The organism is Pseudidiomarina tainanensis, assembly GCF_004214835.1.
Lineage (GTDB): Bacteria > Pseudomonadota > Gammaproteobacteria > Enterobacterales > Alteromonadaceae > Pseudidiomarina > Pseudidiomarina tainanensis.
In genome coordinates, this window is sequence record NZ_PIQJ01000001.1 from 1331149 (window position 1) to 1351980 (window position 20832).

The 20832-nt window shown below is 46.8% G+C and carries 24 protein-coding genes; 9 read left to right on the plus strand and 15 right to left on the minus strand.

Features of this window, described 5'->3' with window-relative positions:
• Positions 1-5: 5 nt before the first annotated feature.
• The 6 genes from CWI82_RS06510 to CWI82_RS06535 are packed head-to-tail and all read right to left on the minus strand — an operon-like array spanning position 6 to position 5583.
• The gene (locus CWI82_RS06510; protein ID WP_233340199.1) at positions 6-755 is read right to left on the minus strand and encodes a DUF1365 domain-containing protein; all 750 of its coding nucleotides are present in this window, start codon (positions 753-755) and stop codon (positions 6-8) included.
• On the minus strand, positions 745-2025 hold the full coding sequence (locus CWI82_RS06515) for an NAD(P)/FAD-dependent oxidoreductase (protein ID WP_130202975.1): 1281 nt from the start codon (positions 2023-2025) through the stop codon (positions 745-747). Before CWI82_RS06515 ends, CWI82_RS06510 begins: the two co-directional genes overlap by 11 nt.
• A 43-nt stretch (positions 2026-2068) precedes the next feature.
• On the minus strand, positions 2069-2785 hold the full coding sequence (locus tag CWI82_RS06520) for an SDR family NAD(P)-dependent oxidoreductase (protein ID WP_092854753.1): 717 nt from the start codon (positions 2783-2785) through the stop codon (positions 2069-2071).
• Positions 2782-3219 carry a nuclear transport factor 2 family protein gene (locus CWI82_RS06525; protein ID WP_092854751.1) on the minus strand — a complete coding sequence of 146 codons (438 nt, stop codon included), beginning with the start codon at positions 3217-3219 and terminating at the stop codon, positions 2782-2784. Before CWI82_RS06525 ends, CWI82_RS06520 begins: the two co-directional genes overlap by 4 nt.
• 25 nt (positions 3220-3244) lie before the next feature.
• Complete coding sequence (locus CWI82_RS06530) at positions 3245-4651, minus strand: cryptochrome/photolyase family protein (protein WP_130202976.1); 1407 nt, start codon at positions 4649-4651, stop codon at positions 3245-3247.
• Entirely contained in the window at positions 4648-5583 is a 936-nt protein-coding gene (locus CWI82_RS06535; RefSeq protein ID WP_233340200.1) for a YbgA family protein, read from the minus strand. The genes CWI82_RS06530 and CWI82_RS06535 overlap by 4 nt, the downstream gene beginning before the upstream one ends.
• 171 nt (positions 5584-5754) lie before the next feature.
• On the opposite strand from CWI82_RS06535, the gene CWI82_RS06540 reads away from it, so the two are divergent.
• From CWI82_RS06540 to CWI82_RS06550, 3 genes are all read left to right on the plus strand, one after another.
• Positions 5755-6366: an LON peptidase substrate-binding domain-containing protein gene (locus CWI82_RS06540; protein ID WP_130202978.1), complete on the plus strand. Its 612-nt coding sequence runs from the start codon at positions 5755-5757 to the stop codon at positions 6364-6366.
• Positions 6367-6491: 125 nt separating this feature from the next.
• Positions 6492-7073, plus strand: coding sequence for a sigma-70 family RNA polymerase sigma factor (locus tag CWI82_RS06545; protein ID WP_233340201.1), 582 nt, complete (start codon positions 6492-6494; stop codon positions 7071-7073).
• Positions 7066-7737 (plus strand): ChrR family anti-sigma-E factor, encoded by a 672-nt coding sequence (locus tag CWI82_RS06550; RefSeq protein WP_092854741.1) that lies wholly within the window; start codon positions 7066-7068, stop codon positions 7735-7737. The genes CWI82_RS06545 and CWI82_RS06550 overlap by 8 nt, the downstream gene beginning before the upstream one ends.
• A gap of 64 nt (positions 7738-7801) precedes the next feature.
• On the opposite strand, the gene CWI82_RS06555 is transcribed toward CWI82_RS06550, so the two are convergent.
• The 7 genes from CWI82_RS06555 to thrS all read right to left on the minus strand — a co-directional run bounded on the left by CWI82_RS06555 (position 7802) and on the right by thrS (position 14740).
• Complete coding sequence (locus tag CWI82_RS06555) at positions 7802-8092, minus strand: integration host factor subunit alpha (protein WP_092854739.1); 291 nt, start codon at positions 8090-8092, stop codon at positions 7802-7804.
• Positions 8093-8095: 3 nt separating this feature from the next.
• Entirely contained in the window at positions 8096-10483 is a 2388-nt protein-coding gene (pheT, locus tag CWI82_RS06560; protein WP_130202980.1) for a phenylalanine--tRNA ligase subunit beta, read from the minus strand.
• Positions 10484-10499: 16 nt separating this feature from the next.
• Entirely contained in the window at positions 10500-11480 is a 981-nt protein-coding gene (gene pheS, locus CWI82_RS06565; protein WP_092854735.1) for a phenylalanine--tRNA ligase subunit alpha, read from the minus strand.
• Between the two features lie 128 nt (positions 11481-11608).
• Positions 11609-11962 (minus strand): 50S ribosomal protein L20, encoded by a 354-nt coding sequence (gene rplT / locus CWI82_RS06570; RefSeq protein WP_055437818.1) that lies wholly within the window; start codon positions 11960-11962, stop codon positions 11609-11611.
• Between the two features lie 16 nt (positions 11963-11978).
• A complete protein-coding gene (gene rpmI / locus CWI82_RS06575; RefSeq protein WP_034729724.1) occupies positions 11979-12176 on the minus strand; it encodes a 50S ribosomal protein L35 in 198 nt (65 codons plus the stop codon).
• An 85-nt stretch (positions 12177-12261) separates the two neighbouring features.
• Positions 12262-12804 carry a translation initiation factor IF-3 gene (gene infC / locus CWI82_RS06580; RefSeq protein WP_130202981.1) on the minus strand — a complete coding sequence of 181 codons (543 nt, stop codon included), beginning with the start codon at positions 12802-12804 and terminating at the stop codon, positions 12262-12264.
• Between the two features lie 19 nt (positions 12805-12823).
• Positions 12824-14740, minus strand: a complete 1917-nt coding sequence (thrS, locus tag CWI82_RS06585) for a threonine--tRNA ligase (RefSeq protein WP_130202982.1) — start codon at positions 14738-14740, stop codon at positions 12824-12826.
• A gap of 86 nt (positions 14741-14826) precedes the next feature.
• Here thrS and CWI82_RS06590 point away from each other — a divergent pair, with 86 nt between their 5' ends.
• Both CWI82_RS06590 and CWI82_RS06595 read left to right on the plus strand, forming a co-directional pair.
• Positions 14827-15732 carry a DMT family transporter gene (locus CWI82_RS06590; RefSeq protein ID WP_130202983.1) on the plus strand — a complete coding sequence of 302 codons (906 nt, stop codon included), beginning with the start codon at positions 14827-14829 and terminating at the stop codon, positions 15730-15732.
• A gap of 110 nt (positions 15733-15842) precedes the next feature.
• Complete coding sequence (locus CWI82_RS06595) at positions 15843-16052, plus strand: CPXCG motif-containing cysteine-rich protein (protein WP_092854729.1); 210 nt, start codon at positions 15843-15845, stop codon at positions 16050-16052.
• On the opposite strand, the gene CWI82_RS06600 is transcribed toward CWI82_RS06595, so the two are convergent.
• The gene (locus tag CWI82_RS06600; RefSeq protein WP_130202984.1) at positions 16049-16660 is read right to left on the minus strand and encodes a riboflavin synthase subunit alpha; all 612 of its coding nucleotides are present in this window, start codon (positions 16658-16660) and stop codon (positions 16049-16051) included. The two genes, CWI82_RS06595 and CWI82_RS06600, sit on opposite strands and share 4 nt — an antisense overlap.
• A gap of 23 nt (positions 16661-16683) precedes the next feature.
• On the opposite strand from CWI82_RS06600, the gene CWI82_RS06605 reads away from it, so the two are divergent.
• The 4 genes from CWI82_RS06605 (at position 16684) to CWI82_RS06620 (ending at position 20331) form a co-directional block, all read left to right on the plus strand.
• A complete protein-coding gene (locus CWI82_RS06605; RefSeq protein ID WP_130202985.1) occupies positions 16684-17751 on the plus strand; it encodes a DUF3080 family protein in 1068 nt (355 codons plus the stop codon).
• A gap of 99 nt (positions 17752-17850) precedes the next feature.
• Positions 17851-18279 (plus strand): DUF6746 family protein, encoded by a 429-nt coding sequence (locus tag CWI82_RS06610; RefSeq protein WP_233340202.1) that lies wholly within the window; start codon positions 17851-17853, stop codon positions 18277-18279.
• On the plus strand, positions 18279-19115 hold the full coding sequence (locus CWI82_RS06615; protein ID WP_130202986.1) for an AAA family ATPase: 837 nt from the start codon (positions 18279-18281) through the stop codon (positions 19113-19115). The genes CWI82_RS06610 and CWI82_RS06615 overlap by 1 nt, the downstream gene beginning before the upstream one ends.
• Positions 19116-19119: 4 nt before the next feature.
• Positions 19120-20331 carry a vWA domain-containing protein gene (locus tag CWI82_RS06620; RefSeq protein ID WP_130202987.1) on the plus strand — a complete coding sequence of 404 codons (1212 nt, stop codon included), beginning with the start codon at positions 19120-19122 and terminating at the stop codon, positions 20329-20331.
• Here CWI82_RS06620 and CWI82_RS06625 read toward each other — a convergent pair.
• Positions 20273-20788 carry an RrF2 family transcriptional regulator gene (locus tag CWI82_RS06625; RefSeq protein WP_233340203.1) on the minus strand — a complete coding sequence of 172 codons (516 nt, stop codon included), beginning with the start codon at positions 20786-20788 and terminating at the stop codon, positions 20273-20275. The two genes, CWI82_RS06620 and CWI82_RS06625, sit on opposite strands and share 59 nt — an antisense overlap.
• Between the last annotated feature and the right edge of the window lie 44 nt (positions 20789-20832).

The window sequence follows — 20832 nt, forward strand, 5'->3', positions numbered from 1 at the left end:
AACCCTTATTTAGACTTATCGCTGTTGGGATGCGTGTACACAGGTGTACGTTTCAACCACAACCGTAACGCCTGCCAATAAATAGCACTTACTGTGCCCAACGTGTTTATCGGATATCTTAGTAATACGTTACGAATAGATTTCGAGTTCAATTCAACTCGAGTTAATTTCACTGTGGCGCTGAAATCGCGCTTTTTGGCATGAACATCAAGATGCACCATGGCATGGTGATCAGCCATCGGCTGCGGCGGAATCAATTGCCAGTGATAACGCATATCAATCGGGTTAAATGGTGAAACGTGAAATGTTTTCTCATGCACCAGTGCTTGGGACAGGTCTAAGGCGTAATAATGACGCTCATTCCATGGCGTATTGCTTACCTCGGCGAGCATGTAGCTATACTCGCTGCGCCCTTCTGGTTGCACGAAGTAGCAGTTCAGTGGGCTGAAGTACAGTCCAAACGTTCGTACAGCACCCAAGAAAAATACCCGCCCGTTGATTTCATGACCGGTCAATTCGGCGAGTTTGTTGCGCACCGCTTGGGCTAAATCACCGTGGGTGCCGCGCAGATAATCTTCTCGTCGAAACCAGAGTGGCGCCCAACGCTTGTCAGAAAACCAGCGACTGTGTGCGGTAACCTGATCGAGTTCATCAAGGGCAAGCCACCACTGCGCAATGCTATAACTGAAGGCATGTTGCGTGGGACGATACCGTGCATGATGCACTCGCCCCTTCAAAATGGCACTAGCCAGCATGCCACTCGACTCCTAAACGCTTCGCTACATCCACCGCGCTACGCACACCGTCTTCGTGAAAACCGTTATACCAATATGCGCCGGTAAAATGACAATGATGGTGACCACAGATCTGATCACGTTGAGCGCGCGCCTGCATCGACGCCACAGTGTAAACTGGATGAGCGTAATGATAAGTCCCCAGAATTTTATCGGGATGAATAGCAGATGTGTTATTCAGAGTCACACAGAACACCTCAGGTGCGTTAATACGCTGCAATATGTTCATATTGTAGCTCACAGAACTTGGTCGTGTACGGGCGTCGTCATCGTTATGTAATAAATAGTTCCAACTTGCCCATGCGCGCTTATTGCGAGGCAATAAACGAACATCTGTGTGCAATACAACCTCATTCATTTGGTACGGAATGTTGCCAAGTACTTGCTGTTCCGCTGCCGTTGGTTGTGCCAGAAGAGCCAAGGCTTCATCACTATGACAAGCAAACACAACTTCATCAAAATCTTGTAAGGTGCCGTCAGCGAACTCTAACGTGACCGGGCTTTCGCGATCTGATAGTGCCCGATGCACCGCAACTATGTTGGCATTTAGGGTGATTTTGTCAGCAAAACTGGCTGTTAGCGGTTTGATGTATGCACTTGAGCCACCAATAATGGTATGCCACTGGGGTCTATCGGCAACATTGAGTAGACCATGATTCGAGAAGAAGCGCAAAAAGAAGCCTAATGGAAACGCTTCTGCCTCTTTTAAGCTCGCACTCCAAATAGCCGCAACCATAGGTAGTAAGTACAGTTCACTCACTTCGTTCGAAATAGATTGGCGCTTAAGAAATTCGCCTAGTGTGACTTCATCTAAGTTATCACCGCTTTCATACGCTGCTTTTGCGGCCTTATTAAAACGCAGTATACCATTGATTAAACGATAGAATTTTGGAGAAAACAAATTACCACGTTGAGCAAACAAGGTATTGAGATTGTGACCGTTATACTCTAAACCAGTGTCAGGATCGCGCACACTGAAACTCATCTCGGTGTCTTGCCAAGCCACATTGAGTTCTCTCATTAATTTTCTAAAGTGTGGATACGTGCGATCGTTAAAAACGATAAAACCGGTATCAATCGCATAGTCTTTGCCATGAACATGAACCGGAACGGTATGCGTATGGCCACCGATATAATCATTTTTTTCAAAGACTTCAACATCATGCTGTTTGTTTAGAAGGTAGGCTGATGTTAAGCCCGCAATCCCCGAGCCGATTATGGCAATCTTCATGCAAGTACTACTCCATTGGATGAACTGTTCGCTACGCCGCCACTTAGGACATACGTTTAGACAACGCCACCTGCCATGCTTGCGGCAATCGCGACATTAATTTTAAAAACATTCCAAATATTGTTGGGAAGGTGATATCAGTCTTATTTTTACGAATGCCCTGTCGGATTCGATCAGAGGCAAACTCAACGGATACTCGCATTGGCATTTCAAAATCGTTGGCATCGGTCATTGGCGTTTCGACAAAACCGGGAGATACCGTCAACACCTTGATGCCCTTTCTTTCGAGGTCAACTTGTAAGCTTCGCGCAATGTACTGAATAGCTGCTTTTGAACCGCCATACGCTTCGGCTCGAGTAAATGGTAATAGGCGCGCAGTACTACCAACCAAAACCAACTTACTCCCCGCTTTCATGTTCGGTAATAAGGCTTCAACGCAACGCATCATGCCAAATACATTTACTTCAAAGACGCGCTCAAACATTGCAGCTTCAAAATTCTCAATATCAACGTATTCACACACCCCCGCGGACAAGATAACGACGTCAACATCGGTGTAGGCCGCTAATGCCTGCTGAGTTTGGTCTGCATCGCTCACATCGAGTCGTTGCGCCGCAATGTTATCGGGGAATCGCTGTTCAAGCTCAGCAAGTACGTCCGTATTGCGACCGCAGGCAATGACAGTATGGCCTTCACTCGCATAGTCCATTGCAACCTGTTTGCCGATGCCTGAAGTTGCGCCGGTGATTAAAATATTCATGACGATTTTACCCGCGTTTTGATTTTCTCAATGACATAACCAATCACTGGAATATGTTCATACAGCATCGCACCGGCATCGTAATAATCGGTTTGCGATAAAATTTTGTCGTTTTCTAGTTTTAAATGACTAGTGCCCGGCACTAAGATCTCACGCCCTTGCGCCAATTTAGGATGCTTTAATCGCATTTGCCATGATACGAACACGTCATCACCCTGTCGCGCTCGCTCAGCAAACGCGAAATGGCAGTATTCAATTCCTTTAATGGTATTGCGAAAATACGTTTTGAGACTATCTAAGCCTTGCACATGGTGAATCGGGTCAACAAACGTTACATCGTCACAATACAATGTATCGAGTGCAGCTATACTTTCTTCATTTAGATTGTCATAGAGCTGCTCAAGCTGTTCTACGATATTTGCTACACTAGTCATGAATCCCCCTGTTGTTCAACACGTTTTATAAGGCTTTAAATGCTGCTAAGAATCGCTCCCTTGCTTGTTTGTGATTCACGATAGCAGCTGGATAGTCGTCTCGACCGCGTTGCTTTAACCATGCCGCAGGAGCATGAATTTGCTTAGCCGGGCAATCTTCTAATTGTTTGACCCATTTACGAATATAGGTACCATCGGGATCAACTTTTTCGCTCTGTAAGGTCGGATTAAATACGCGAAAATACGGCGCTGCATCTGTTCCTGTTGAAGCACTCCACTGCCAGCCGCCGTTATTTGCTGCGAAACTGCCATCAATGAGGTGTTGCATAAAAAACTGCTCGCCCCAGCGCCAATCAATCATTAAATCTTTCACTAAAAAGTGAGCCACTATCATGCGCACACGATTATGCATCCAGCCTTCGGCTGCTAATTGGCGCATACCAGCGTCTACAATAGGATAGCCTGTTTCGCCGCGGCACCAGGCATCAAACTCAGTCTCATTATTTCGCCACTGCATGGCGTCGGTATGCGGCAAAAATGCTTTGCCATAACTCAAGCGTGGCACATGTTTCATTAGGTGCAAATAAAACTCGCGCCATATGAGCTCGTTTAACCACGTGTCGGCTCCTTTGTCTAAACCTGATGGGAACTGAGCACTTTGTTGCGCCAATAAATGCACAGCTTGCCACGGCGAAAGAATGCCGAGTTCCCAGTATGGGGATAACCGCGAAGTGCTATCAAGACCAGGGATATCTCGTTCATCTGCGTAACCACAAACAGTTTTATTCACATAGTTTGTCAGCAATTCACGAACCGCCGCTTCGCCAACGGGCCATGCACTCGAATCCCGCACTGGGTAATCAACAACTGGCACTTTCGCTGGCGCTACCGACTCACGTTTGGGCAAAGCCTCAACTACCGGTAAACCATTTTGTGCCACATACTCACGCCACGCTTTGGCAAACGGCGTAAACTTTTGATACATCTTGCCTGCCTGAGTCGTTAGCACAGGCGGTACCACAAGACTACCGTGATGCTGCTGCACCTTAATGTGCTGCTCTTCTAATACGGCAGTTACAGCGCGATCACGACGTTGTTCATGAACCGGATATTCCGTATTAAAGTGCAGTTCAGTCAACTCATGGTGCTGTGCAAAGCGTTTTACAGCTTTTGCCGCCATCGACCAAGACTCAATCATTTCAATAGATAATAGAATTCCTTGCTGCGCAGCGTCTTTGGCAAATACCTCTAAGTGCCGGCGTAACAAGTCCCACTTGATTGGCGCCCAATCGTGGTTTTTCATTTGTTGTGGGCATATGAGTAGTAATGCTGGGATTGCCTGTTCGCGACCGTTCACTTTACTTGCTGCACTGACAGCTGGGTTGGCAGTTAATCGAACGTCACCGCGAAACCACACACCGGCATAACTCATAGTGCATACCTCAATTTTAAATCGGCAGGATATGGATTGAGATATCGCTGGCCTTGCAAATAATCATTTGGATACTCGCGCAAGTAATGGCGCAACAAAGTCAGCGGCGCTAATAACGGCTGCACGCCATCGTGATAATCAAGAATGAGTCCGCTGAGTTCAGCTTTCTGATCTTTTGATAAATGCTGTCCGAAATAGCCTTGAATATGCTGCAATACATTGGTGTGGTTCGCCCGCGTTGCTGGCTTACCAAGTGCAGCCATAATCGCTTCGATGTACTGTCTCGCGAACGCTGCATCAATTTCTTGTTGTTCGGCAACGAGTCGTCCTAAGCGCCGGTATTCAGCTTGATTGTGCGCTAATAACAACAGTTTCAGTTCGGTATGGAAGTTCAGTAAATCTGCCTTGCGCAATGGTTTTGGTAATTGTTGCCATGCATGGTAAACAAAAACTCGCATGACAAAATTTTCCCGCAACGGTGCATCATTTAAACGGCCGTCTTCTTCAAGTGGAAGTGCTGGATGTAATTCGCGCAGACGTTTAACGAAAATGCCTTCAGCTTCCTTGCGCGCATAGCCTGTATCTGGGTCGTAAAGTTTGACGCGCTCCATACCACAGCTGGGTGAATTAGCACACAATACATATCCGCTGAGTTGTTTTAAATGTGGCTGCGCCTTATCGGCAAAATTGCTTAATCGTTCGGTAACGTCCTCACCGGTTTTGGGAACCACAGCACGAACGCCATTGTCATGCTGTTCTAATCGAATCGTCGGACGCGGTACTGACATACCAATTCCGACCTCTGGACACAATTTGACGAACTCAACATGACGTTGCAATTCGTTGGCGCAGAAATCTGATCTTTTATGACCACCATCAAATCTAACTTGATCGCCCAGCAAACAAGCACTAATACCTACTTTAATCGCCACCGTGACACTCCTTTTCGGTTGCATTACTGCTCTATAAAAGCGCTAAATTTATAGCGTTTTACTTAGACTGAAGAAAATTACGAAAAATAGCTATAAAAGTTCATTGCAAATTAATCCAAAACAAAATTCCCTGCGTAGTTGCTGTATCTGTTATTTATGAGGTTAGCAACAATGACTGATGCGCACCAAACAATGCCTTTATTTCCGCTTTCGGGGCACGTGTTACCAGGCGGCACAATGCGCCTGCGCATTTTTGAGCCTCGCTACATTCGTATGGTCAAAGAAGCGTGCAACGGACGCGACTGTCGTCCAATTGGTATGTGTATGCTGAACGATGACGGTGACCGTCAAACAAATACCCACATTCATCCGCTTGGTACCGCAGCAACCATCGTCGATTTTGAACAACTACCCGATGGTTTGCTTGGTATTACTGTTGCTGGACATCATCTATTTCGTATTACTGATGTAAAAGTAGATGAAGACGGTTTACGTGTTGGGCGAACCGAACGCGTGCAAGAATGGCCGCAGCAACAACTTGAACCCAATGATAAATTTTTAGCAGAACAGCTGATTGAGATATACAACACCTATCCAGAAATGGCCATTGCCTACGATGACTCGCAACTTCAACACGCGGATTGGGTGTGTTTGCGTTGGTTAGAATTGCTACCCGTATCAGCAAAAACGAAGCAGGAGTTATTGCACGAAGACACCGCAGATGCGGCATTAGACTTTCTTCGTAATTTGGTTATGGAGAGTAACCAGCAAGCGGCTGGTTAAGATTTAATCAGTGCAGTGATCCAAGAAATAATTAATTACGTTTAAATCAGACAATATGTTGAATATCCCGGTGGGTATAAACTACTATGCAGACAGCAACTCATAGAATAACACAACGGAAAACTATGTCTTCTGCGCAGCCGGATAACCCCGAACACGCTGCCGAATTACTCGCGAAAATAGCTGCAGAGCAATCGCGGGCCGCATTTAGTGAATTATTTCGCTACTTCGCCCCACGTCTTCAAGCCTATGCCACGCGCCAATTTGGTAACGAACAAACCGCTATGGATTTGGTTCAAGAAACCATGACAAATGTTTGGCATAAAGCCCATTTGTTTAAGCCCGATCGTGGTTCAGCGGCTACTTGGATATTCACCATCGCACGTAACATTCGCTTTGATTTGTTGCGTAAAAATAAGCATCGCCAAAACGATTTAAGTGCGGATGATTTGTGGCCGGTACTTGCGGAAACAAATGATTCACTTGATGACGATTATGCGTTAGATAACGACTTGTTGATGCAACAACTGGCCGTTTATTGTGAACAGTTACCAAAAGCACAACGTACGGTAATTGAGCTTATTTATATCGAAGGTAAATCGCAGCAAGAAGTCGCTGATGCCTTGGAGATTCCGTTGGGTACCGTCAAGTCACGCACCCGGTTAGCACTACAGAAATTGAAAGAGTTGATACAGCACGATGATTAAATTCCACCCTTCAGAACAGCACTTGGTGCTCTATGCCGCTGGTGAACTCAGCCCCGCCATGTTAATGATGGTTGGAACCCACGTTGACATGTGTCCGAAGTGCCAAGCGCATGTACAAGATATCGAGCAACACATGGCCGCCAAACTATTTGGTGAATCGGAAACAGCGAACATTGTTCATGGTTTTGATGAGCAAGCGATGCTGCAAGCAATCTTTGATTCGCAGCAACCAGCTGTCAATAATACAGCTGCGGCAAACGATAGCCTCTTCTTAGAAGGTCATCGCTTCGCCCTGCCGCCAACGCTGGCTCGTAACTCACACCGCATCGGTGAGTGGAGTCGTTTACCTGGTAAGTTGTGGCGTGCGCCGGTTCGTGTCGGCGGCGAAGAAATGTTGAACTTCATCTATATGGATAAGCACGCATCGCTTCCTGAACACACCCACAAAGGTAACGAAGTTACGATAGTGGTTAATGGCGTGTTTAACGATGAAAACAACGAGTATCGTGACGGTGATTTTATGCTGCTGGATGAACAGCATAAGCATTCACCAGCGACACAAGACCATGACTGTTTAACTATTGCTGCGCTCGAAGGGCCGTTGTATTTCACGACTGGTCTGAGTCGTTTATTGAATCCTTTTAGTAGCTTATTTTTTAAATAAGTTAAACAGCGTTATTAACAAAAAGGCCGCTATAATAGCGGCCTTTTTTAATGTGTCGAACACGTTATTTTTTAGCGTTACTCACGCGTTGTTTCAGCTTCTGACCGGGGCGGAAAGTAACAACCCGTCGCGCAGAAATAGGAATATCTTCACCGGTTTTCGGGTTCCGTCCCGGTCGTTGGTTTTTCGTGCGAAGTTCAAAATTACCGAATCCTGATAATTTCACTTCTTCACCACTTTCCAACGCACGTCTAATTTCCTCAAAGAAGTTTTCGACCAGATCTTTTGCATCGCTTTTGTTTAATCCAAATTTCTCAAACAAATGCTCGGCCATTTCTGCTTTGGTCAGCGCCATAGCTTACTCCCTTAGGGTTGCCCCGAATTCAGATGTTAGCATCTCCACAACCGTCTTCACGGCTGCATTGATTTCATTGTCTTCAAGAGTGCGCTCCGCATGTTGCAATGTCAACGATAACGCTAAACTGCGATGGCCTTCTGCCATTCCAGTCCCTTGATATACATCGAATAAGTTTAGGTCAACTAAATGATTTACGCCAATATTTTCAATTGCCGCAAAAATTTCGCCGGCCGCAATAGAGTCTTTCACCACAATTGCTAAGTCACGACGAATCGATGGATATTTTGAAATCGGCTGAGCTTGAGGAACAGTGCGCTTAGCAATAGCATTTTGTTCAAGTTCGAACACAAATGTACGTCCATTCAAACCGAGTTTCTTCTCAAACTGCGGATGAACTGCGCCTATGTAACCGACTCGCTTATCGCCACGGAAAATAGCTGCCGACTGACCGGGGTGCAACGCAGGATACTGGTCTGCCACAAAGCGGAACTCGTGAGCCGCGCCGGTCAATGCCAATAATGCTTCAACATCGCCTTTGATATCATAAAAATCAACGGCACGTTCACCGTCGCTCCAATGTTCTGGGTAAGCTTTACCTGCACGAACACCCGCGATCATCGGTTGCTGGACCACGCCATTCTCAGCTGTCTCGTCAGGTAAAAAGCGAAGACCTGTTTCACAGAACGCTAAGCTTTGTTGCTGGCGCTTCTGGTTGTGTGCCACTGCACCAATCAAGCCCGGCCATAAGCTGACACGCATGGAAGACATCTCAACCGAAATCGGAAACGGTAACGTTAATGCAGCTGTTTCATCAAACAACATGGCTTGATGTTTCGGATCGACAAAGCTGTAGGTGATCGCTTCTTGATAACCACGATCAATCAAGGTGCGCTTCATACCAGTTGCAGTCAACTGAGCTTCCTGGCGTGGAATCATCCGCAATTGCGCCGCGGGTGCCGCCGCTTGAATGCGGTGGTAGCCGTAGATACGAGCAACTTCTTCAATTAAGTCTTCTTCAATACTGATATCGAAACGGAACGTCGGTACAGTCACATTCCAGCCAGAGTCAGTGGTGATAACCACAAACCCTAAACGTTGCAGAATTTCAGTGACTTCTTCTGTGGCGATGCTAATACCAAGAACGCGCTCTAAACGCTCAGCACGCAAGGTAACGTGCGCTGCCTCAGGTAAATGCTCAACACTTACAGCCTCAACAATTGGACCAGCTTCACCGCCACAAATTTCCAGTAGCAATGCCGTTGCACGTTCCATGGCGGTACGTTGTAGTTCAGGATCAACACCGCGCTCATAGCGATGGGATGCATCAGTATGCAAACCGAAACGGCGTGCACGCCCAGCAATTGCATCAGGACTGAAGAACGCACTCTCTAGAAATACGTTCGTGGTGTTTTCAGTCACACCGCTGCCCTCGCCGCCGAAAACTCCGGCCATTGCGAGTGGCTTTTGCTCATCAGCAATCACCAATACATCGTTTTGCAGCGTGACTTCATTACCGTCAAGTAACGTCAGCTTTTCTTCTGGTTTCGCCATCCGCACATGCACAGCGCCTTCTAGCTTATCATTATCAAAGGCGTGCATTGGATGACCCAGCTCTAGTAATACGTAGTTGGTGATATCAACCACGGGGTCGATGCTACGAATACCACTGCGACGTAGACGCTCTTGTAACCATAATGGCGAGCTTACATTCACATTAACGTTGCGAATAACTCGGCCAAGATAACGTGGACAAGCGGCTGGAGCATCAAGAACCACAGCGCGGTCTTCGTCATGAACCGCAGGTACTTCTTTGATTTCTGGTTCAGTCACTTCCAAACGATTTAATACGCCGACTTCGCGCGCAATACCACGCAAACCTAAGCAATCAGCACGGTTTGGGGTTAAATCAACGTCTAAAACCACATCATTGAGGTCTAAATATTCGCGATAATCCATGCCAACCGGCGCATCTAACGGCAATTCGATAATACCGTCGTGGTCATCACTCAAGCCCAACTCTGAGCTTGAACAAAGCATACCGTGTGACGGTTGTCCACGTAGTTTGGCTTTCTTAATTTTAAAGTCGCCTGGTAACACGGCACCGACTGTTGCAACAGCAACTTTCAAACCTTGGCGGCAGTTTGGTGCACCACAAACGATGGTTGCTAACTCATCGGTACCAACATTGACCTCGGTCACTTGCAACTTGTCCGCGTCTGGATGCTGCCAGCATTTCACAACTTCACCAACAACCACGCCAGAAAACGCCTCAGCTACTGGCTCAATACCATCTACTTCAAGGCCAGCCATGCTTAACTGTTCAGATAACGCGACGCTGTCTAACGCCGGATTCACCCAGGTACGTAACCACTGTTCACTAAATTTCATCTGCTTACCCGGCTAATTAATTGAATTGTTTCAAGAAACGCACGTCATTTTCGAAAAATGCGCGCAAGTCATTAACGCCATAGCGGAGCATCGTTAAACGCTCAACGCCCATACCGAAGGCAAAACCAGTGTATTTTTCACTATCGATACCAACGGCCTGTAAGACACTCGGGTGAACCATGCCACACCCTAATACTTCCAACCATTTGCCATCTTTACGGCGCACATCAACCTCTGCTGAAGGCTCAGTAAACGGGAAATACGACGGACGGAATCGTACTTCGAGCTCTTCTTCAAAAAAGTTGACCAAGAAGTCTTCCAAAATGCCCTTTAATTGCGTGAAGCTCACGTCGGTGTCCACCATCAAGCCTTCCACCTGATGGAACATTGGCGTGTGGGTTTGATCGTAATCGTTCCGATATACGCGGCCCGGTGAAATAATTCGAAGTGGTGGCTGTTCATGCTCCATAGTCCGAATCTGTACGCCTGAGGTTTGCGTACGCAACATTGTGGTCGGAGTAAAATAGAACGTATCGTGATCTGCTCGTGCTGGATGATTCGCTGGAATATTCAGTGCATCAAAATTGTGGAAGTCATCTTCAACTTCGGGACCTTCAACGGTACGAAACCCTAAATCACCAAAAAACGCTTCAATACGTTGAATCGTTTTTGTAACTGGGTGGAATCCGCCCACCTGAGCACGACGACCTGGCAAGCTAACATCTATGCGTTCGGCGGCCAATTTCTGCGCAAGCTCAGCTTGTTTCAATTCGTTATTGCGTGCATTAATCAATTCTTGCACACGTTGCTTGGCTTCGTTAATGGCTTGTCCTGCCGCAGGACGCTCTTCTGGGCTTAGCTTACCTAAGCTTTTTAATTGCTCGGTTAATTGCCCTTTTTTGCCCATATATTCTACTCGAACAGCGTCGAGTTCTTGCGGGGTCGTTGCTTGTGCAACGGCTGCTTCAGCGGCAGCAACAATGTCAGATAACGCCATGATCGTCCTCAGTTATGACCCGTGCGGTTTCACGATGATTTTTCAATACGAGATAAAGTGCTCAATGATACCGAAAAAGCACAAAAAAAGGGAGCAGTTACGCTCCCTTTTTCAATTATTCAACCTGCTTACAGAGAGCCTTTCGCTTTCTCTACCAAGGCAGCAAAACCGTTTTGGTCGTGAACTGCGATGTCAGCAAGGATTTTACGATCGATTTCTACAGATGCTTTTTTCAAGCCATTGATAAAGCGGCTGTAAGACAAACCGTTTTGACGCGCTGCAGCGTTGATACGAACAATCCACAATTGACGGAATTGACGTTTCTTCGCACGGCGGTCGCGGTATGCGTACTGACCTGCTTTAATAACTGCTTGCTTCGCTACGCGATAAACGCGTGAACGAGCACCATAATAACCTTTCGCCTGCTTCAGGACTTTCTTGTGACGCGCACGCGCGATCACACCACGTTTTACTCGTGCCATTTGCTATCTCCTTCCCTTACGCGAATGGTAACATACGCTGAACTAAGCCAACATCAGACTCGTGCACCATGCTCTTAGCACGTAGGTGACGCTTCCGCTTTGAGCTCTTTTTGGTCAGGATGTGACGCAAATGAGACTGTTTACATTTAAAGCCGCCTGAAGCGGTTTTCTTAAAGCGCTTAGATGCGCCTTTCTTGGATTTCATTTTCGGCATGAAAATTACTCCGCATTGTTAATTAAAAGTGTAACAGGGTGAGTTTGGTGCTGTTGCCAACAACCGCCCTACTTGTGAACCACAGTTACTTCTTAGCAGGGGCCAGAACCATAATCATCTGGCGACCCTCAGCACGTCTTGGGAACGATTCGCAAGTTGAGATTTCCGCTAGGTCATTCTTAATGCGCTCTAGCAATTCAATTCCCAACTCTTGGTGTGCCATTTCCCGGCCACGGAAACGGACGGTGACTTTCGTTTTGTCACCTCCCTCCAGAAAGCGAGTCAGGTTGCGCAGTTTTACCTGATAATCGCCCTCGTCAGTTCCAGGACGGAATTTTACTTCCTTAACCTGAATCTGTTTCTGGTTTTTCTTTTGCTCTTTCGCGTTCTTAGCTTTCTCGTAGAGGAACTTGCCATAATCCATCAGACGACAAACTGGTGGCTCCGCATTCGGGCTAATTTCCACCAGATCAACACCAGCCTCTTCGGCTGCAGTAAGAGCTTCTTGAATACCTACGACGCCAATCTGTTCACCTTCAACACCAATGAGTCGTACTTCATTGACGCGAATTTCTTCGTTGATCCGATTTTTGTCACCAGCTTTCTGAGTTCTTTTTCCGCCTTTAATGGGTCATTCCTCCAGTCAATTAACTAATTTTGCGGCTGTTTACTTCGTCGCTGAGCTCAGTGATAAATTGCTGTAGCCCTTTAACACCATGGTCTTCACCACGACGAGTACGCACCGCAACCGCTTGGTTCTCGACTTCTTTATCGCCGACAACCAACAAGTATGGAACACGTTTTAGAGTGTGCTCGCGAATTTTAAAGCCTATTTTCTCATTTCTCAAGTCAGCAATGGCTCTAAATCCAAGTTTATTCAATTCTTTTACGGTTTGGATGGCATAATCGCGCTGATTATCGGTAATATTCATCACCACAACCTGCGTTGGTGCCAACCAAGTCGGGAAATATCCCGCATATTCTTCAATGATGATACCCATGAAGCGCTCAAGCGAGCCCAAAATGGCACGGTGGATCATCACCGGTGTATGACGCTCGTTATCTTCGCCCACATAAGTAGCACCTAAACGGCCCGGTAACGCGAAATCGAGCTGTACCGTACCGCACTGCCATGCACGACCTAAACAGTCATGCAAGGTAAATTCAATTTTCGGACCATAAAACGCGCCCTCACCCGGCAGATACTCAAATTCAATGCCGTTACTCTTAAGGGCATCGGCTAACGCTTGCTCAGCATGATCCCAAGTCGCGTCATCACCTAAACGCTTCTCTGGACGGGTTGATAGCTTCACGACAATGTTGTCGAAACCAAAGGTTTTATAGGTTTCGTACACCATCTTGATACAACCGCTCACTTCTTCTTGCACCTGTGCATCAGTACAGAAGATGTGCGCATCGTCTTGCGTAAAACCACGTACACGCATTAATCCATGTAACGCACCCGATGGTTCATTACGGTGACACGATCCGAATTCAGCCATACGCAATGGCAAATCACGGTAGGATTTCAAACCTTGGTTAAAAATCTGCACGTGACCCGGGCAGTTCATCGGCTTGATCGCATACTCACGATTTTCTGATGCGGTGGTAAACATAAGCTCTGAGAATTTCTCCCAATGACCCGAACGTTCCCACAACACGCGGTCCATCATTAACGGACCTTTTACTTCCTGATATTGATACTCGCGTAACTTCTCACGAATAAAACGTTCAAGTTCTAGGAACACCGTCCAACCATTGTTGTGCCAGAACACCATCCCTGGTGCTTCTTCTTGCCAATGGAATAAGTCTTGGGTTTTACCAATTTTTCGGTGGTCGCGTTTTTCTGCTTCTTCCAGCCGTTGCAAATACGCTTTCAGTTGCTTCTTATCAGCCCATGCGGTGCCATAAATGCGCTGCAACATTTTATTGTCAGACTTACCACGCCAATAAGCACCAGCCACTTTCATAATTTTGAAATGTTGGCAGAAACGCATGTTGGGTACGTGTGGCCCACGGCACATATCCACGTATTCTTCGTGATGATACAAACCCGGACGATCGTCACGGCTAATATCATCGTCTAGAATCTCGACCTTGTAAGGTTCGTGACGACCAACAAAAGTTTCCCGAGCTTCAGCCCAGCTCACTTTCTTCTTCACCACGTCGTATTCAGTTTTTGCCAGTTCAAGCATACGCTTTTCAAGCGCTTGCAAATCGTCTGCAGTTAACGTGTGCTCCATATCAACGTCATAGTAAAAACCGTTATCGATAACCGGACCAATCGCCATTTTTACATCAGGGAACATTTGCTTTAACGCATGGCCAAGCAAGTGCGCACAACTATGGCGAATAATATGCAGACCATCATCATCTTTCGGCGTGATGATCTGAACGGTTGCGTCATCGGTAATGAGGTCACAAGCATCGGCTAATTCGCCGTTAATCCGCCCAGCTACGGTCGCTTTGGCTAAACCAGGACCAATATCTTGGGCTACGTCGAGAATAGAAACAGGCTTGTCGAATGAACGTTTACTTCCGTCGGGGAGCGTTACTACAGGCATTATTTTCTGTCCTTTTTACAGTGGTGGCACCTACCAAGTGTCACTTGTTATTTTTAAAGGCCACACTATAGCGTATGATGCTCGCCATGGAAACCCCAACCGCCACAATCATTGGTCCTCTGGCCGCATTAACCGCTGCGCTTTTTTGGGCGTTGGCGACGCTTTTGTATAGTCAAGCGGGTAGCTATTTATCTGCCGCCCAGTTGAATTTGGTGAAAGGCATCGTTGCTTGCCCATTATTGGTACTCGTTGGGTGGTTTAGTGGTCAGTTATTGGCGATTGAGGGAAATCTCGCAACCTACCTATTGCTCGCCAGTGGCGTTATCGGGATAACTCTGGGTGATACCCTATACTTCGCTGCGTTACGCCGTTTAGGCCCGTGGCACACCATGCTACTTGAATACCTAGCACCACCGTTTGCGGCATTACTAGCGTGGATGCTGTTGGCACAAGGCATGCGCTGGTTTGAAGTGATGGCGGCGCTAGTGATTATTAGCGGAATTTTCGTGGTCATCAGTGAAAAACCGAAAAGTGCCGAGCTCGTGCAAATTAACCTCAGCGGCATAGCGGCTGGTATTGGTGCTGCACTTTGTCAAGCTTTAGGCCTTGTGATGTCATTTCACGCACTGCAAGAGTTCGAAATGAGTCCTCTAAATGCCGCGCTGCTGCGTTTACTTGCGGGCACTTTCGCACTGACCATAGCCTTGCTACTTTTAAAACCGAGTTTGATTCAGTCCACCCGTTCGGCGCTGCGCCATACATCTATTCCGTGGCTGCTGGTAGCCATTGTCATGGGTACCTTTTTGGCCATTTGGCTGCAGCAAACCGCAATTGCCTATATCAACCCCGGGCTTGCGCAAACCTTGCTTGCTACCGCCCCGTTATGGCTGATCCCCATTCAGTGGTTGCGTGGCCAACCATTATCCGCACGAAGCATTGTCGGTGCACTCATTGCCGTCAGTGGTATCGCACTGTTATTTGGAATTCAATAAGTTAGGTTTTTAGTACGCACAATTGCGTTAATTTCGGGTGAACTTTCAAGCAAATCTTTCATTCTAAGCCATACTGAAAGGTAGTTATTGAATAGCACTTGGAGGTAAACATGAACGCCGACAAACTTTATGACGCCGGCCTACGCTGCCCCTACTGCGGGCACCACGTTCACGTGAGTATTGATGCCTCAGCAGGCGATCAAGATTACCAAGATGAATGCCGCGCCTGCGGCGCCGACATTCATTTACTGGTCAAACTCGATGAGGTTAACGATAAGATTTTTGTTCGCGTTGCGAGTGACGACGAGAATTTTTATTAGTTGGCTGAGTAATTGCGTTGCGCCAACACCCGTTCAACCGTTTCGACAATGGTCATGGTTTGCTGATCGAATTCTAGATTAACGCGGTTAGCATGTTCCAAATTCGTTAAACGCAAGGTTTCTGGAATTAAATGTAAGCTAAAACAGTTACTTTCGACCTGCCCAATCGTCAAACTGGCACCGTTAACGCTAATAAAGCCTTTGGCAAGCACATACGGTTTAAACTGTTCAGGAAACTCAATCCACAAAGCCAAATTATCAGAGCTTTGCTCTCGCTTTACCACACTACCGGCACAGTGAATATGACCCGAAACGTAATGCCCGCCCATTTCGTCGCCCACTTTCAGTGAACGTTCAAAATTGACGGTATCACCAACAGTTAATCCACCTAGGTTGGTTAGCCGTAGGGTTTCATCAATAATATCGAAATTTACTGAGGTTTCAGTAAATGCGACGACCGTTAAGCAACAACCATTAATCGCGATACTCGCGCCAAGCGCTACGTTGTGCAAATGCTCAGGTGAAACTTCAACGATCAACTGCCGAAAGTTGTCACGATCGTGCAACTGGGCAACGGTCGCTTGAGTTTGTACAATTCCAGTGAACATGATGTCTCTTAAAAGGCTGAGGAATGGCACAGATTGTAACGCTAAAACAATTGATTGGCTACGCTATAGCAATGGCTATTGCGATAGTGGTTACCTTTGCGTTGCCGGCTTGTAGTCCAGCGCCAACCGGTCTGACACAATTAAATGACTACCAACAGCGTATCGCCAACACCTTGTCACGAGAGCCGATAGCCTACACGCCAAAGTTCCCTCCACAAATTCCAGCATCTCGCGACTTGCGTTTGAGCATTCCACGATTGCAAATATCCTTAATCGACTCGATACGTCTCGACGCTTGCCCTGCCGGAGCCCTGATTGCCGAACGTAACAGTGCACTAGGACGCCTGCGTGAGGGTGTGCTGCGCTACTATCACGACCGCCAGTTATTGATGGCACTAAAAGACTGCGCAAGCCAGCTTGAACACATTGAACCAGAGCTATCCGAACGAGTTCGCGAGCAGGCGAATGCAAAACAAGCCGTCATGCCACTGTTAAGAATGCAAGCGATTATCGCCGATGATAGTATTCGCGCATCGCTACGCCCTGCTGATCGCGCCCTACCGGTTGTGGACGGCGCACAACTCGCTCCGGTACTGCAAGCGTTCAATGTGGTTCTTACTGCACTCAACGACAACGCTGAGCTACCTTCGCAGAAGCAACTTGAACAAGCACTCGAAATCGTCGATAAAAGTCCATATATCGGTCAATTGTGGCGCAGTTTAAATGATCATCGTTTTTATTTATTGCAGTTACAACCATTAGTCAGCACGCTGAGTGCCGATGCGGGTTGTTTAAGCAAAGGGGTGCCTGAGCGTGCCCGTATTTTAAGACAGATATTTATTGCTCGTTTTAGCGGTCCAGTGCAGCAACACATTAGTGGCTTAACGCGACAGGCTCAACAAATTGAAGCATTTATTCCGTCTTTACGCGCAACACCAGAGCTAATTGTCAAGCAGCCAAACTTAAAAGCTTGGAACGATTACTTGCGACATATTGCCGCGCTTGATGATCAACTGATTGCAGAAACACGTAACCACGTTGAATATTGGCAGCAATTTTTTGCCGATTGTGAATTCTCTCCGGGGGCTTAAATGTCCTCAACGGAGTTGGCTAGCTCAACAAAAAATGATACCTTGTTGATAATTATTCTCATTAACGATGTAAAAAACTCTCGCTTGTAAGGAGCACGCATGAAACTTCTACCAATCGCTAGCGCTGTCGCGCTGTCTCTGGCTTTTTTGACCTCGCCAGTAATCGCGCATGACCATGGTAAAAAAGACCATAAACACGATGAGCAAGAGCGACCAGATCATTACAAAGGCAAACCATCTGAAAACTTAACTCAAGCTTTAAACAATCTACGTGAATACAATAAGTTACTAAATACTGAATTAAGTGGTGAATTAACCCCACAAAAAATGGCAGAAATTCATCAGCTTACATACACGCTTGAGCGTGCGCTTGAGCGATTAGATGACGAAATCGATGAAATGAAAGATGTACTGGAAGAAGTACACCTTGGTTCGGAGCGCATGGAACTTGACCGTGTGAAGAAAAACGGGGCGAAATACCTCGAAGCCTCAAACAAAATTGTTGAAGCTGGTCGAGCGCACAAATAATGAGTTTTGCGAGTACCGAAAGTTACATTGTTGCCGATGATCTTGGCCTAGCAGTCAACGCAGCCGTAACCCTCGAAAAGCCACTACTGCTGAAGGGTGAACCCGGTACAGGTAAAACCCGACTAGCGGAAGAACTGGCCGCTAGCTTGGGCGTGCCGCTTATACGCTGGCAAATTAAATCAACAACCAAAGCACAACAAGGTCTCTATGAGTATGACGCTGTATCGCGCTTACGCGACAGCCAGCTCGGTAGCGAAAAAGTTCACGACATAGCCAATTACATTAAGCCGGGCAAATTGTGGCAAGCTTTTACTGCTGCAGAACGCCCAGTTCTGCTCATTGATGAAATCGATAAAGCGGACATTGAGTTTCCGAATGACTTGCTACACGAACTTGACCAGATGGAATTTCATGTTTATGAAACTGGTGAGCAAGTACGTGCCGAACACCGTCCGATTGTGATTATCACTTCAAACAACGAGAAAGAGCTACCAGACGCATTTTTGCGACGTTGTTTCTTTCATTACATCAAGTTCCCAGATGCGGATACGTTGGCGAAAATTGTCCAAGTACACTACCCCGATATTCGTAAAGACTTACTCAGTTCAGCCCTCGAGGTATTCTTTGATTTACGGCAAGTACCGAGTTTAAAAAAGAAACCATCAACATCAGAATTAATTGATTGGTTGAAGCTATTATTGGCTGAAGATATTAAGCCTGCCGAGCTTAGTAAGAGCAATGGTCTTATGCCTATGTTTGGCGCCCTATTGAAAAACGAACAAGACGTGCAACTAGTTGAAAAACTAGCGTTTATGGCACGTCGTCAATCGTCTTAACTGCATGCTTATTGAGTTTTTCCTTTGCCTGCGCAAGCACGGCCTCAAAACCAGCCTCACCGAGCTTCTCGATTTGCTCGGTGCGCTGGAACGTGGCGTGGTGTTTGGTAACGTTGATGACTTCTACACACTCTCGCGTCTGGTGTTGGTGAAGGATGAAAGCCAATACGATCGCTTTGACCGCGCCTTTGCGGAATATTTTGAAGGGGTTGAGCAAGTCGACTTAGCGTCTGCAATTCCCGCTGATTGGCTTGAACGTAGCCTGCAACGACAACTCAGTGACGAAGATAAAGCCAAGTTACAAGCGCTTGGTGGTCTTGATGAGCTCCTCAGAACGTTTCGAGAACGCCTTGCCGAACAACAGAAGCGCCACGCCGGCGGTAATAAATGGATTGGCACCGGCGGCACCTCGCCTTTTGGTGCCTATGGTTACCACCCCGAAGGCATTCGCATTGGCCAAGATGGTAGTAACGCTCGTCGCGCGGTGAAGGTGTGGGACAAACGTGAATTTCGAGATTTGGATGGTGACGCCGAGTTAGCGAACAGAAACCTGCAACTCGCACTGCGCAAATTACGCAAGTTTGCGCGTACTGGCGCTGCGGAAGAACTCGACCTAAATGGAACAATTCGCGCCACTTCGCAAAAAGGTGGTTTGTTAGATCTGCAGTGGCAGCCAGAACGTCACAATGCGGTGAAAGTCTTGTTATTGTTTGACGTCGGCGGTTCGATGGATGATTACATTTACGAATGTGAACAATTGTTCTCCGCCGCTCGCAACGAATTCAAACATCTCGAGTTCTTTTATTTTCATAATTGTGTGTATGAACACGTTTGGAAGGACAATAATCGGCGCTATGACGAAAAATTACCGTTATTAGAATTAATTAATCGATATGGCCGCGATTACAAGCTGATATTTGTCGGTGATGCAACCATGGGTCCGTATGAAATTGCCTACCCTGGCGGTAGCGTTGAGCACTGGAATGAAGAGGCTGGCGCAGTGTGGATGCAACGCCTGTTGAATCACTTTACCGATGCGGTTTGGTTAAATCCGCAGCCAACCAGCCACTGGCGCTATTACCAATCGATTGATTTAATGCAACAGCTGATGAGTCAACGTATGTATCCATTGACTCTTGATGGTATTAGTATGGCAATTACGACGCTGTTGAAAAAATCTGTCGCAACTGCGGTGCCTTCACCATCAAACTCTTAAGCGAATATTGACTGAGATAGTCATAAAATAGCTCTTTACCGCGTGCGACAATGCCCTTTAGCTCGCACGCTGGCAGCGCCACGCAGTATGGATTTTCGCACTCTATCCATTTCTCATCGCCTTCGAGTTGACGAATCACAAACGCCAGCGAGATATCCTCCGGCTTCTTCGCCAGTAAAAACCCACCGTTTTTGCCGCGGCGTGTTTCTATCAACTCCAATCGTCCCAAATGATGCACTACTTTATTGACATGATTGGCTGACAGACTAAAGGTTTCGCAAATTTCACGAATTGTGGCCAGCTTCGGTTCAGTGCAGTTTTTATCTGCTTCAAAGCTCGCCAAATACATCAAAATGCGCAAGCCATAGTCGGTATATTTTTTCAGCTGCATAGATTGTCCAAAAAGGTACATTTTCGAAGCATTATAGTATAGCAATCCTTGATCTTCATCAAACATACATTCATAATGCGCTTTATACAAACATGCATTGGAGATGTACT